13 protein-coding genes are annotated in these 14,591 nt (G+C 42.5%); 1 reads left to right on the top strand and 12 read right to left on the bottom strand.

All coding sequences use genetic code 11. The features are described 5' to 3' along the window. Positions 1-92: 92 nt before the first annotated feature. From OCU48_RS02870 to OCU48_RS02835, 8 genes are all read right to left on the bottom strand, one after another. Positions 93-1,583, bottom strand: coding sequence for a tripartite tricarboxylate transporter permease (locus tag OCU48_RS02870; RefSeq protein WP_141343623.1), 1,491 nt, complete (start codon positions 1,581-1,583; stop codon positions 93-95). A gap of 9 nt (positions 1,584-1,592) precedes the next feature. Further along, positions 1,593-2,039, bottom strand: coding sequence for a tripartite tricarboxylate transporter TctB family protein (locus OCU48_RS02865; protein ID WP_141343622.1), 447 nt, complete (start codon positions 2,037-2,039; stop codon positions 1,593-1,595). A 66-nt stretch (positions 2,040-2,105) separates the two neighbouring features. Next, the gene (locus OCU48_RS02860) at positions 2,106-3,032 is read right to left on the bottom strand and encodes a tripartite tricarboxylate transporter substrate binding protein (RefSeq protein WP_141343621.1); all 927 of its coding nucleotides are present in this window, start codon (positions 3,030-3,032) and stop codon (positions 2,106-2,108) included. A 26-nt stretch (positions 3,033-3,058) separates the two neighbouring features. Further along, complete coding sequence (locus OCU48_RS02855; protein ID WP_141343620.1) at positions 3,059-3,532, bottom strand: hypothetical protein; 474 nt, start codon at positions 3,530-3,532, stop codon at positions 3,059-3,061. 506 nt (positions 3,533-4,038) lie between these two features. After that, positions 4,039-5,139 (bottom strand): hypothetical protein, encoded by a 1,101-nt coding sequence (locus OCU48_RS02850; protein ID WP_244312202.1) that lies wholly within the window; start codon positions 5,137-5,139, stop codon positions 4,039-4,041. Between the two features lie 11 nt (positions 5,140-5,150). Continuing rightward, positions 5,151-6,701, bottom strand: coding sequence for a YiiX/YebB-like N1pC/P60 family cysteine hydrolase (locus tag OCU48_RS02845; RefSeq protein ID WP_141343619.1), 1,551 nt, complete (start codon positions 6,699-6,701; stop codon positions 5,151-5,153). Positions 6,702-7,036: 335 nt separating this feature from the next. After that, positions 7,037-8,098 carry an ACR3 family arsenite efflux transporter gene (gene arsB, locus OCU48_RS02840; protein WP_141343618.1) on the bottom strand — a complete coding sequence of 354 codons (1,062 nt, stop codon included), beginning with the start codon at positions 8,096-8,098 and terminating at the stop codon, positions 7,037-7,039. Positions 8,099-8,183: 85 nt separating this feature from the next. Then, positions 8,184-8,519 (bottom strand): ArsR/SmtB family transcription factor, encoded by a 336-nt coding sequence (locus OCU48_RS02835; protein ID WP_141343617.1) that lies wholly within the window; start codon positions 8,517-8,519, stop codon positions 8,184-8,186. A 232-nt stretch (positions 8,520-8,751) separates the two neighbouring features. Here OCU48_RS02835 and OCU48_RS02830 point away from each other — a divergent pair, with 232 nt between their 5' ends. Beyond that, positions 8,752-9,681 (top strand): LysR family transcriptional regulator, encoded by a 930-nt coding sequence (locus OCU48_RS02830; protein ID WP_141343616.1) that lies wholly within the window; start codon positions 8,752-8,754, stop codon positions 9,679-9,681. A gap of 63 nt (positions 9,682-9,744) precedes the next feature. On the opposite strand, the gene focA is transcribed toward OCU48_RS02830, so the two are convergent. The 4 genes from focA to OCU48_RS02810 form a co-directional block, all read right to left on the bottom strand. After that, complete coding sequence (gene focA / locus OCU48_RS02825) at positions 9,745-11,220, bottom strand: formate transporter FocA (RefSeq protein WP_141343615.1); 1,476 nt, start codon at positions 11,218-11,220, stop codon at positions 9,745-9,747. 447 nt (positions 11,221-11,667) lie between these two features. Further along, on the bottom strand, positions 11,668-12,273 hold the full coding sequence (locus OCU48_RS02820; protein WP_141343614.1) for a CDP-alcohol phosphatidyltransferase family protein: 606 nt from the start codon (positions 12,271-12,273) through the stop codon (positions 11,668-11,670). Continuing rightward, positions 12,266-12,913: an ATP-binding cassette domain-containing protein gene (locus OCU48_RS02815; RefSeq protein ID WP_141343613.1), complete on the bottom strand. Its 648-nt coding sequence runs from the start codon at positions 12,911-12,913 to the stop codon at positions 12,266-12,268. The genes OCU48_RS02820 and OCU48_RS02815 overlap by 8 nt, the downstream gene beginning before the upstream one ends. Beyond that, positions 12,879-14,588 (bottom strand): ABC transporter permease, encoded by a 1,710-nt coding sequence (locus OCU48_RS02810; RefSeq protein WP_141343612.1) that lies wholly within the window; start codon positions 14,586-14,588, stop codon positions 12,879-12,881. Before OCU48_RS02810 ends, OCU48_RS02815 begins: the two co-directional genes overlap by 35 nt. Positions 14,589-14,591: the final 3 nt, after the last annotated feature.

Below are 14,591 nucleotides of genomic sequence, written 5' to 3'. Positions count from 1 at the left end.
TTCAATCTTAATTTTCAATTATTGCGAATGAAGAAAGGGCCAGTGATTGCCCCACTAGCCCTTAATATTGCCACTTTATGTTCGTCTATTACTTAGCTGTCCAATTGCATCTTTTTTTTCTTTTTCATCTTCATCGTCGAGTAAACTGAGAAGACAGCCAACAGAATAAAGGCCAAAGCAATCGGTCTTTCGTACAAGAATGACCAAGAGTTATCGTACATAAGTAAAGCTTTACGTAGGTTGGTTTCAGCCATTGGTCCTAGAATGATAGCAAGTAGTATCGGCGAAGAAGGAATATCCATCTTGCCTAATACAAAACCTAGGATACCGAACGCAATTGCAATGCCTACATCAAACATTGAGTTGTTGATAGCGTATGCACCGACAACAGACAAGAAGATGATGATAGGGATCATCAACATCTTCGGCACTTCAATGATGCGGCAGAAGAAGCGAATACCAACCAAGCCAACAATTAACATCACAATGTTAGCCACCAGCATTGAGCTGAATACTCCGTAGACCACCTCTGGATTTTGCGCGAACAGCAGAGGACCTGGAGTTAAACCCTGAACAATCAAAGCACCCAGTAATACAGCAGCTACCGCATCACCTGGAACACCTAGCGTAAGCAAAGGTACAAGAGAGCCACCCGTTACGCCGTTGTTACCCGCTTCTGCAGCGGCTAGGCCTCGTACAGAACCTTTACCAAATTCATCAGGGTTCTTCGAAGAACGTTTCGCTTCGTTGTAGCAAACGAAAGCAGAGATGTCCGCGCCAGCGCCAGGAACAGAACCAATAGTCGTTCCCATCAGACCACTTTTGACCGCTGTTGGCATCATGTCTTTTAGGTCTTGTTTGCTCAGCAGTTTGTGGTCAAACTTAGCTACTTTTGCCTGCTTTTCTTTTAAGATTTTTTCAATCTGATTAATCGCTTCAGATAGTGCAAACAAACCAATCAGAACAGGGATAACATTGATCCCGCTATACAGATCCATCACACCAAACGTAAAGCGAGGCACACTACTAATTGGATCTAATCCCACAGTAGAGATCAACAGACCTATGGTACCGGCCAATAGGCCTTTTAGAATATTTTGCGCGGAAACACTGGCAATGATCGTCAGACCAAATAGCGCCAATGCAAAGTATTCCGGTGCATTAAATCGTAGTGCGAAGTTTGCTAACAATGGAGCGATGGCGATCAAAATGATAGTACTGATCAATCCACCTACAAACGAAGCAATGGCAGAGATGCTCAATGCTCTCGCCGCTTGACCTTTTGCCGCCAAAGTATGCCCGTCGAGCACCGTTGCGGCAGAGGCTGGTGTGCCTGGTGTTTTCAGCAAGATAGCAGCGATAGAACCACCGTAGATACCACCGATGTAAACACCGATTAGCATAACAAGCGCCGCCGTTGGCTCCATGCCAAAGGTAAATGGTAGAAGAATTGCCACACCCATGGTTGCTGTAAGACCCGGCAACGCACCAAGTACGATTCCCCCTACAACACCAAAAATTAGAATAGGTAAAACAGCTGGACTGAACGCGGTCAGTAAGCCATTCAATAGATGCTCAATCATACCGCCTCCTTAATAAAATAGACCTTCAGGAAGTGCTATGTAGAACACCTCACCGAACAGGTAATAAACGCCAAATACAAAGGTCCATGCCACGACGTAATACAGTGGCTTCTTGACCTTGAACAACACAAGGTAAACAGTGAATGCAACCAGACTTGCTAACAAGTAGCCAATCAAGTTGATTAATAATGCGTATCCAATCAGGAATAGGACACCAAATACGGCCATTTTTGAGAAAATAGCAGGCTGTGCTTCGGTATTGATGGATTTAAGTTTGTGTTGCACTAGCAAGGCAATACAAATGATGATTTGAGCAACCGCAATGGCTGTTGGGAAAAATTTCGCATCTACGCTCGCATCTTGAAAACGAGGCTCTGCAAACTGTCCAATAAGAACCAAAATAACTGCGCTTAGGGCAATGATTAGGGATGGGAAGATAATATTTCTATTAATCATAATGCTACCCTTTAAAGCTAAACTTTAAAGAAGGAGGGAGCCCTAACTAGAGCTCCCTGGTGGAAATTAGTTGATCAGTACACCAAGGTTTTTAGTGTCTTGCTCAACAAAAGTAGTGAACTCTTCTGCATTCATGTTGTGGATAGTCATAGCGCCTTTTTCCATGAATTCTTTGAATTCAGGTGATGCCATAGCTTCGTCGAACGCTTTACCTAGAGTTTCGATAACTTCATCTGGAGTATTTTTCGGAGCACCGATACCACGCCATGTACCTGTTACAACGTCAATGCCTTGCTCTTTTAGAGTCGGGACATCTGGGATGAACGAAATACGCTCTTCAGACATAACACCTAGTGCTTTTAGCTGGCCAGAACGTAGCTGAGCAATTGCTTCACCTGGAGTAACCATAGTTACGTCAGTGTGCTTACCAAGTACCGCAGGGATGGCTTCTGATGCACCGTTGTATGGGATTGCGTTTAGCTTGATACCTTGGTCTTTTTCTAGAGCCATTAGGTAGAAGTTTGGCGCAGCGGTAGAAGCAAATTTAACCACACCGTCGCCTTTCTTCGCTTCTGCGATAAGATCGTTGATTGTGTTGTATGGGCTATCTGCAGATACCAGTACTACTGCAGGATCAAGGTTAACCATGCGGATTAGTTTGAAGTCGCTTGCATCGTGCTGCATTAGACCCATTTGAGGTAGAGATGCAATCTCACGAGTTACTACAGTTAGAGTGTAACCGTCAGGACGTTGCTGAGCACCAAAGCTCATACCAACTGCACCAGCACCACCAGTACGGTTCATTACCGCAATGTTTTGACCAAGAATGTCTTTTGCAGAGTTAGCCAGTGTACGACCAACAGCATCAGTACCACCACCAGCACCAAAAGGTACAACTAAACGAATGTTTTTGCTTGGGTAGTCCGCTGCAACTGCTGTTGCTGATACCATGATGCCTGCGGCAACAAGAAGGGATTTAAGAAGTTTGCTCATGTTAATTCCTTTTGTGTCAGTTTTAATTAGTTTCTAGTTGTTTGTGTAGGGTTACTTACTTTGTTGTTCTGGTACTCAGCCATGCACAACTGTTCAATTGCTACTGCAATCCAGCCACTAATTAGCATGTCGTACCATTGTTCAACACCACTACAGCCAACCACTACGTCTCCATAAACAAATGAACCATAGAAAAGCAGATCATCTTCGCTCAGTGACGCTGTATGTAGTGTTTGATTAGTGATATTTGCACGTGTATTGCGCCACGCTTGCTTGGCTTTTTTGCGTGCAAACTCATCAAAAGGGATAGTCCATTGCTCAGGATTACCAAGAGAGCTTTCAACCAAAATAGCTTCTTCAAAAGAGGTTTCCCAAGGCTTAACGCGTGGGTCCATGACAACGATATGAAGCTCTTTACGATTGGTTCTTTCAAACAACCTTTCGATTGCCGGTGTTACTAGTTCGATAGCATCCTTTGCTATTTCTGCATGACTTTTCATTGCCTAACCTCTGTTATAGACATTCACCTCGTGGATGAATTAACTATATTGTATGACATGAGATACTTGCATTGGCGACGTGGTCAAATGATAACTGGATCACTCACCACCCTCTCAAAGGGTCTAGCAGATCGAATTTTTAAGTGATTTTATGGATTTTTATATGACACTAGTCACATTGACTAAATTGAGAAAAGTGTGATGCGTAAGACGTTTACTGGGCTTGCGTGAACCGAGAAAAGTTTATCTTTAGACGTATGGAATCAAAAATAGAGTACTTAGCAACCAAAAATGCAAGTAAAGAGCAATATAACCCAGTAGAACACTGGCTTAAACCTTGATGAAATCCGCAGTTTTCATCCCAGAATTACAGTCCTTTCCCCACTAAAAGAAACAAGCACATCAGGAAGGTTTGAATACTTTCTAATGTGCTTGTTCAAAATTACTCAATAAGTGAATTAAGCCGTGTTCAACTAGCGAAAGACTAACACTCCCTTAGAAGCAGTTTATGGGCAAAGTTGATTCAAAGTATAATCGAACTGTAGAGGCGTTTTTACTTCACGAGCCCAAGCATCGAGTTGGGATTGTGTGATGTTTAGTTGCTTAAACTGCTGATGTAAGTATTCGGCAGTCAATGTTTCTGGTTTGTGTTTATATTGCTGAGTAAGAAACAGCAGTTGTGCGGAGAAACTCGTGTTTAAGTACTCGTCACTCTTTACTCTAGGGTAAAGATTAAACTGTCTATATTGCGCTGTTTGTGACTTGACCCAGCTTGACTCTTTCAACTCACAAAATGGCAATTGCATTAAATTATTTTTTACACTCTCTTTGCGAGAACGGCTGTAAGCGGAGGCGTTAAAGGACTCATCCCAATTGGGATTTACATAGTTTTTTAGATCAATAGGCGTCGTCAGATTCCACTTTTTATCAATCTGCGTAATATAAGGGGTGTCACATAAGTTCTTTGCAAACAAAAAACCTTGATAGTTGGCTTCTAGATCAGCGTATGAATAAACTCCGACAACCTTCATCCCTAATAAACCACCCTCCATCGAGTCAGCCCAAGCTATAGCTTGCATCTGCGCAAGTTCTGATGACCTTGATTGCAGCGCTTTACGATAACGCTTGTAATACTCGTAACCAGAGCCCAAGAAATGGCTAATCTTATCTGTGCCAATGTATACACCATTCACATTGATAATATGATCGAGATCTGTTTTTACACCGGCAGTGCGCATAGCAGGTGCATAGATACTTTGCTCGGCATACTCGTCCAAAGATTCATCTGCTGTAGGTAGCTTGTCGATAACAAGATTATCTTGCGCCCAGATTTCCATATCTGAATTGAGTGCACCTCTATACACGAGAGGGTATCTCTGGGCACCAAGATTTTGCATTACCCACTGAGCTACGTCTACACACTGCGCTTTGGCCTGTTTCGTTTTTTGCTTGAGTAGCGTTTGCGCTACCGCCTCATTAAGGTATTGATTAAAAGCGACGCTCTCATCTGGAAGATTCTTCCCCCAGCCGTAATAATTATCTACTTCACCTGCGATTGTTGAACCACAAGACAGCGCTAGTAAGCTGATTATCCATCTCTTTTGCAAAACTCAATCCCTTACTCTTCAGCCAATAATACTTGAGACATCTGCGGCAAAAGGTCTTGCTCGACTTTATTGCTGTTCAGATAAAGCAATTCAAGCTCTACCCTCTCATTATCCAATGCCTGCTTCGCGATAGCATCGGGGCTGATTGTGTACCTGCCCGCAACTTTATCTGTAGACCAATTGATATCACTATAAGCAATATAAACAAGTTGAGAGCACACGATTTTATCTGTCGTTTCCACATCAAAGTTAAAATCATACTCTTTGCCGATCTGACGCAGTGTATTGATAATCACTTGTTGTTTTTGCGTCTTAGTTTGATTTGTCACCCGTATCAAAGCCAAGTCATCAACGTTCATAAAGTGTTCAAGAGTACTAAGTTGCACCCCAGAACGTAAGGCTTCAGCCACCAGGTTTCCTTGTTGAATTTGTTGATGGTACTTCACAACCACTGGATGTTGCCATATACCAAGTTCTCGCAACTCTTGTTCATTACCCACCCACACAGCAGCATGCCCCCAATAGCCGGGAATGACTTTATCCGTTAGCCTAAAAGGCGTCTTCTCTAACAGAATGTCTCCAGCCTTAAGATTTGAATTGACATCTTGCAGGACTAATGGGGTGTTATAGAGGTACCCTGTTCTAGATTCAAACAATCCTGTGACATTCCCGAAAAAACCACTTATTCCATTCACTGCAGAGCGATTAAGTTCCTCTAAATCATAAGTCACTAAGTCCACATTATTACTAAAGCGCTGAGACATGACCTTACTAAATTCGATGTCTGGGACTTTCTGGAATGTAGGACTTTGCTCAATAGATAGCTTTAGGTACCAAAGCTGAGGATGCATCTCGAGTTTCGGATAGTTCTCGATATTGTTTTGATAAAAAGAAACTTGTTCAGACAAACGCTTGATATTGGCTAGATCTTGGATATTTTGAGTATATTGAGATAGAGCATTTTCGGGTTTTTCATAGCCTTTATCACTTTGATTTAAAAAACGGCTAATACGTTCGTTTTCTTTGGTAACGCTCGATACTTGCATGTAAGTATCGTACAAAGCTAATGCACTTGATAGCTCAAGCATAAAGCCAATAAATGAAGAATAATCGAGGTTTTCTTTCTGTAAGTTGCTATACCAGCAGTAGTTATTTTGTAAAACCTCTTCGTATTGATATGCCATTTCAACACTGACGACTAATTCCTGATTGAGCTTATTCAGTGCCCACGATGGCACAGGATTATCGGCCGAATAGTCAGTTTTCATGTTTTCAATTTCAACAAACATCTCTTCGCGATGCGATAGCATATGCTCATTCAAAGTAATGTAATCATTCACCGCTGTTCTGATTGTGTCAGAGGAAGCTAGTTGTTTAGGCGTTAGATTGGGCTTCCATCCATAACTGGGATCAGCACAAGCCCCAAGGGATTTAGGCTCACTTAACGTTGAGTACTTGAGAGAGCTACAGCCTACTAGCGAAAAAATGACCAGCAGTAGTAGCCCTTTCAATACTGCTCTAATGGTAAATAGCAATCTAGGTATAAAATGGAAAGTATTCATTCAACAGTTCAACATCTTCCTTAATTTATTCAGCGCTTTGTACATTTCAGCTTTTGTTCTAGAGATCTACCCTCATACAGATGCTTTCAACAGCATATGCTACAAACTAAAACCGAGCAATTCACTTCTCTTTGAAAGAGATCTAATGACAAATAAAAAAGCTTTTTTATCAGATACTTGAAGAGCGATAATATACTTTTAACTTATACCAATCATAGGAAGTAAATGATTGGCATTAAGTATGAAGATAATAAAAAGGCCACAATAATAAAATGGTGGCCAATCTGGAGACAGTTACGAATAAGAAAGGGGATAGTTTTCCTAAAGCACTAATATTACACAGCCTTTACCTTATATTTCTTTTTCATTCGCAATGCGACGTTCACTAAAGCAATTAAAACTGGCACTTCAATCAACGGGCCAATAACACCTGCAAATGCCTGATCCGAATTGATACCAAATACTGCGATTGAAACCGCAATCGCCAATTCAAAATTATTACCGGTAGCAGTGAAGGAAATAGAAGCATTCTTATCATAAGGAATACCTAGTCGTTTCCCCACAAAGAAACTCACAAAGAACATCAATACAAAGTAGATAGCCAAAGGAATAGCAACGCGCACCACGTCCATTGGAAGTTCTAGAATCATTTCACCCTTAAGGCTGAACATAAGCACTATTGTTGCCAGTAAAGCAATAAGAGTCATCGGTGAGATACGAGGAATATAGACCTCGTTGTACCACTGCTCTCCCTTTGCTGAAACCAACAGCTTACGACCTAAAAAACCAGCCAAGAATGGAATACCAAGGTAGATGAATACACTCTGAGCAATATCTGCCATAGAGATGTCAACCACCATTCCTGTATAGCCAAATAATGGTGGCAATACCGTAATAAATAGCCAAGCCATAAAGCTATAAGTGACAATTTGGAACGCACTATTGAAGGCGACTAACGCTGCTCCATATTCTTTGTTACCGCCACCGATATCATTCCATACCAAAACCATTGCAATACAACGCGCTAAGCCAATAAGAATGATACCAACCATATATCCGGGGTGATCCCCCAAAAATGTTAGAGCTAGCACAAACATTAAAATCGGACCGACAATCCAGTTCATGATCAAAGAAAGCTTGATGGCTTGTTTATCTTGTGCCACTTTCCCGAGCAGGCTGTAATCTACCTTAGCTAAAGGTGGATACATCATTAAGATCAGGCCGATAGCCAAAGGAATGTTGGTGCTACCTACTGACATAGCCTCATTAAGATCTGCTACCTCTGGATATAAGGCACCAATTGCAACCCCAACGGCCATCGCCAAGAATATCCATAAGGTTAGATATCTATCGAGAAAGCTCATTTTTGGTGAGGCACTCATTGTTTCTGTTGTCATCTGTATGTCTCTTTCGTTTATCGTCGAATAACGATTCATTAAATTAAAAAATAGTTTCTACTTAACCATTAGCCGCTTTATTCTACTAAAACAGACTTTCAAAGAGTTCCTTAACTCGATGAATGGTTTGTAGCTCGATTCGATAGCAAACCTTAGGTGGCTTTGGTTCACTTCGTACCAACCCTGCTTGACGCAAAATTCGTAAATGCTCTGATACCGTAGATTGAGCTAAACCTAATTGCCCTACTAAATCCCCATTAAGACAGCCGCCTTTTGTTTCAAGCTCGAATAATACTTTCAAGATTCGAATTCGAGCAGGATGGGCAATGGCCTTAGCCAAAGTTGCGAGCTCTTGTTCTAGCTTTGAATCCTCGTCTGAGATAACGGGGGCGATGCACTCATCAGTCTGGCACTTGGTCATGGTTATATTTCGACAATCGTAGAATAACGATTAATATACTAACTACTTTTACATTCTGCAACTAAATATTTCTTTACGCATTGAAAAGAAGCATAGGAATCAATCAAGGCATAAGCAATCAGTTACATTTGCAAGCATAACAAAGGCGAATAATTATTGAACTAAAGCCGATTAAGGCGCAAAATCAAAGTATCAAAAAAACTGATACTTACTTTTCATTTATGAGGGTTGCATGTTCAAGTTTTCTCTAAAGCAAATTGCTGTATTCGATGCTGTTGCAAGCCATGAAAGTGTCAGTGCTGCCGCAAAAAAACTCTCCATGACCCAATCAGCGGTCAGTATGTCACTCTCTCAACTAGAGTCAGTGCTTGATCGTCCGCTATTCAACCGTCAGGGCAATAGATTAGTACTAAGTCACTGGGGACATTGGTTAAGACCTAGAGCCAAGCGCCTACTTCAAGACGCAAGGCAAATAGAGTTTGGTCTTCATGAACAGCACCTTATTAGTGGCGACCTCACCCTTTGTAGCAGTCAAACGGCGGCAAAACATTTAGTCCCAGCCCTCATCAGCAAAATTGATAGTGACTTCCCTGAATTACGCATTGACTTGATGATCGAAAATACAGAAAACGTTATAGAAGCACTGCTTAACTATGACTGTGACTTAGGTATTATTGAAGGCAGAAATACCGATAGCCGTCTGCAACAAGAGCATTGGCTTGATGATGACTTAGTTGTTATCGCTTCGCCAAATCATCCGTTTGCTCAATATAAGCAAGTGACTCTCGCTCAGTTAGAACAAGCTAAATGGGTATTGCGAGAGCCTGGCGCTGGTACTCGTCGCATCTTCGATGGTGCCATTCATGGACTTATCGATAACATTAAGGTGTGGAAAGAGTATGAGAGTATTCGAGTGATCAAATCACTGGTTGCGAACGGCAGTTACTTGGGCTGCGTGCCCTACCTTGATGTTTTGCCCGAACTAGAAAGCCATCAGGTGATAGTGCTACCAACGCCACAACTTAACATGCAACGCGAGATATCTTTTATTTGGCGTAATGATAGTGGTGAATCACCACTTAGAGAATGTTTTCTGTCTGAGGCAAGAAGATTAACAAGGGGACGATCTTTCAAGCCACGCAAAGATAATATCTCTGCGTGACCCAAAAACTTAGTTGTGCTTTTTAGAGAGGGCTACACTTGCCCTTTTTGCTATCGCTTAGAATTAAGCGACAGACAGGTCCTTCTCTTTTTGCTGTTGTGGCTGATTAAAGTTAGCCACCCACTGCGCAATCGCATCGCGATTCAAAAGACCTACATACTGACCATTGAATACTACAGGGTAAGCACTTGGCATTTTGCTTGCTGCTTTCGCTAGACGCTCACTGAATGATAATGCCTCGCCACCCATGAAGAAACCGCCTTGGTTTACTGGGTATAGAGTATCTTGGTCAACAATCATTGGCTCAAGCGCTGCCAAAATGCTTTGCTCTGGAGTAAGAGTACATACTGGAGTCTGCATGAAATCTTTCACTGCCATTACCGCATTCACGTCAAAGTCCTGACCCCACATAGCTCGAAGAAGATCCTGCTGAGAAATAAAGCCTTGAACTTGATGATCTTCGCTAAGTACCGCAGCGCCCGCTTGATTGTTATCAATCAATAACTTAAGTGCTGAATGACAGTTCAAACCTTCTGAGAAAGTGATTTGATCGTCTGAGGCTAGGTCTGCAACTCGTAAACGTTTCATTTGTTCTAACATGGCGTGCTCCAATGAATTTAATGATGAAAATTGTATATCTGAATTTTTGATTGGGTAAATTGATGGTGATGCGCTCTGTTTTGGTTCAATGCTCCAATAAGCAAGTCCCACCAATACCGCGCCGCCAAAAATGTTTCCAAGGGTCACTGGAATAAGGTTCGCAGTGATAAATTGTTTAATATTGAGTAGTTCTAGATGAATGCCAGCTTCTGCTGCTGCTGTTAGCATATGAGCATCAGCGCTCGCCTTAATAGCGATACCTAGAGGCACCATAAACATATTTGCAATGCTATGTTCGAAGCCAGAGCTCACAAACATCGCCACAGGTAGCAGTACTAAAAACGCCTTACTTGCACTTTCTTTACTACTAAAACTCATCCAAATACCTAGACAAACCAATAGGTTACACATAACACCTAGAGAGAATGCCTGCCACCATGAGTGCTCTAGCTTATGGGCCGAGATACTCAAGGCGTTAAGCCCCCAATTGCCATGGTCGAGAATGTGCATCTTTGCCATCATAATGAAAGCAAGGGTCAACATGGCTCCAGCAAAGTTACCTGCATATACACGAGCCCAGCATCCAAGTAACTGCTTAGTGGTGACTCGTTTTTGAGCCCAAGCAACCGAGCTAAGCACGGTACTTGTAAACAGTTCCCCCCCACATACAACCACTAGCATTAAGCCAAGGCTAAAAGCAAGACCACCAATAAAGCGAGTCACACCCCAGCCATTTTCGTATGATCCTGTAGTCACAGTAATATAGAAGACAAAGGCAAGAGCTATAAAAGCGCCAGCAAACATCGCTAATACAAATGACTGTTTAAAAGGCTTCAATACTTTCTTGTGCCCATAGTCTGCCGCTTGCATGGTTAGACTTGGCTTCGCCTTTGACGAGCTGCTATCTACCAATTCAGGACGTGGGCGTTTTAACGGCATGATTTCCTCCTTATCTGAGAATGACCTCAGTAGTCATCCGCTGTTATTAAATGCTTTTCGTTGAAAGCCCATTCAGATTAAGAGAAGTGAGGCAGAAAAAATATCTAGTAGTTTTGAAACTGATCGTGAGGAAAACTGATAGGTGCATACCGTTGCAGATAACTCTCTTGCTCATAAGCCACTATAAGCAAGATATTGAATATGGATATAAGGAAATACGAGCGTAATAGCTAGAAGCTAAAGTCTGACTTTCATACACAAGTAAGATTAAGTCGGATATTAGGTTCTTAGTAAGTATTGAAAACTTATGCCAAACAAATCGTCGTCCCCGACGGCTTTTATCAGGGACCTTTCGATTGTATTGAGTAGAAATAGATTCCCGATAAAAACACTCGAGAATGACGCATACCACGGAGCGTGATTTGCGATTAATAGACAAGCTAGACGCTATTTTAAAGTATGAAACCCTGAGTAGATGCGGGTTGCAGTAGTAAACCAACACATGGCGCCAAATAGGTATGCTAGCTCTGCAAAGTAGTTGGGGAGCAGGCACATAAGAATAAAACAACCAATGGTCTCAGTGCCCTCGGTTAAGCCACTCATATAATATAGAGACTTGTGCTTGTAGACTGGGTTATCTATACCTCTTTTACCCGCCATTACAGCAAACGCGAGAAAGCTACTGCCTGTACCAATAAATGAAAAAATCAAGAAGGCTCCAGCGATAGCGTTCGCTTCTGGATTGGCAAGTACGAAGGCGAATGGCACCATAGAATAGAATAGAAAGTCGAGGCTTATATCCAAAAAGCCACCGGCATCAGTAATTCCCTGCCTTCTGGCGAGTGCGCCATCTAAGCCATCACAAATCCTGTTTAACACTATCAACAACAGTGCGGCTGTATATTGCTCTAATGCCAACAATGGCAAAGCAAAACAACCAATAATAAAACCGAATAACGTTGTTTGGTTAGCAGTGATACCTATGCTGTCTAATGCCCTAGCGCCTTGAGCTAAGGGCCAACGGATAACCTTGATACTAAAACTATCAAGCATGACTCTTCTCCCAAGGCCAATTCAACACTCGACTATTACCAGGGATGTCTTGCTCATCATGAGTCACCATAAGCGCAGGAATATTAGCAACCCTTAACTGCTCGAATACCCAGTCACGAAACTGTGAACGCAGTTGCTTATCAAGTTTACTGAAGGGTTCATCCAGTAATGCTACCTCTGGCTGTGCCAATAACATTCTAGTTAAACTCACTCTTGCCCTCTGTCCTCCTGATATTTGTTCAGGATAGGAGTGCGCTAATTGACTCAATGATATTTGTTCAAGAGCTTCAATAGCCTGTAGCTTTCTTTGTTCACCTTTCACCGTATTTGGGAGTGCAAAAGCAAGGTTCTCCCAGATATTAAGGTGTGGAAATAACAAGTCATCCTGAAACAGTATTCCTACTTTACGCTGATGCGCAGATACCGAGTCCAACATACGTTCGTTGAGTATTACCTCTCCATGATAAGAAAACTCTTCTGATAAGTGACCTGCGATAACATCCAACAAGGTCGATTTTCCACATCCACTAGGCCCCATCAAAGACACCACTTCACCAGAATCGATAGTCATATTCAAACTATCAAACAGCACACTGCCATCTAGTTTACGAACTGTGAGATTTTTTAGACACAGACTCATTCGACTGCAACCCCTTAAATTTACTACGACGATATCGAACTTGCATACGACTGCCCAATATCGCGATAAAGAAAAATATCAATGGTAACAACGCTTGCCACAAAGCATAGATAGCGGTTACTCGACGATCAAAGCCACTGGATAATGCAACGGCTTCGGTAGTCAGTGTTGAAATACGCCCCGCTCCCAAGATTAGGGTTGGTAAATATTGAGATAGACTGACACTGATGCCAATAGCCCACGCAAACAAAATAGCTGGCAATACTTGAGGTAGCTTTACTTTTAGGAATACCGATAATGGCGTTTTTCCTAAACTTAATGCGACACGAGTCATCGCTTCATTGTAACTGCGCCACGGGCCATCTAGTGAAAGGTAAACAAATGGGAATGCAAAAAACAGATGAGCCCAACACACCCATAGCCAATGTGCATTTCCACCAATAAATAAGGTCGTTATCTGTAATCCGAACAAGATAGAGAGTTGCGGAATCAACATAGGTATGGCGATAACATAGCCCGGAACCTGCCAACGATGTCGTATACGATACTCGTGTGCTATCAATGCCAATACGACTGCAGCACTTCCAGAAACCAAGGCTAAACTTAGGCTCTGTTCAATGGTACTGATGATGCCTGACCATTCGTACTCCCAAAATCGAACAGAATAACGACTAGGAGCAATATCAGGAAAGCGCCAGCGCTGAGCAAAGCTCCATACCACCATTAGAGGAAGCATGGCTCCGGTAAGTAGAATCATACCGCTAAACAGCCCTCTCCCCGGAAGCATAACTCCGCGTCGCCCTGAGATTTGCCACCCACGAAATCCTTTAGTAAGTAGCCACTCTACTGTTCGAGCAAAAGCAATGATCAGCATGGCGATGATGAATAGAACAATAGCACCAGAAGAGGCTCGAGGAAGTAACGTAAGATCAGGGTCGTTAAACCATTGCCATACGAGTACTGCAAAGGTTGGAGGATTAGTTGGCCCCACAATCAATGCCACATCCACGACAGATAAGCTATAGGCCAATACTGCTAGCATAGGAAAACGTAGTTTCACTAACCATTGTACAAATAAAGACTTCCACCAAGCGTGTGCTCGGCTGTAACCCATAGAGGCTGTGATCTTTTCTGTCTTATCAATGTTCAGCTGTTTCAGAATGGGAATGCTCATCAATAGCAAGAAAGGCACTTCCTTAATCGCGAGCATGACGATTAACCCTAACGCGTAGGGGTCATGAATAAGCAAGGCGAGCTCATGGCCTGTCGATTGATTGAGATCGTAATCAAACAGCGTATGAATAAGACGAACACCTAAACCCGTCGGGTCAAACAAGAAGGCAAAACCAATAGCAAATGCCACATGAGGGATTGAAAGCAGAGGTGATAGGGAAAGTTCTATCTTCTGCCACCACCGAGTATTCCAACAACGTTGCAAAATGGCAAAGGCCAATAAGCAAGCTAGGTAGCTACTCGCAATGGCAGAAAACAGGGTTAACCCCATAGACTGCCAAACACCATTCCAAGCAAACACTTGTTTAAAACCGGCAAAGGAAAGTGAATTCATGCCCAATGGGGGAATATAGCTAAGCGAAGCAGAAGCAACGCCTAACACTCCCGGTATGGTTGGCAATACGCACAAGACGACAACAAGTGCGTAGAGAGGTCGAAGCATCGT

Origin of the sequence: Vibrio inusitatus (genome assembly GCA_024346935.1) — a bacterium.
Taxonomy (GTDB): Bacteria; Pseudomonadota; Gammaproteobacteria; order Enterobacterales; family Vibrionaceae; genus Vibrio; species Vibrio inusitatus.
The sequence above is the reverse complement of the archived record's forward strand: the minus strand, read 5'-3'. Positions and strand labels throughout refer to the sequence as shown.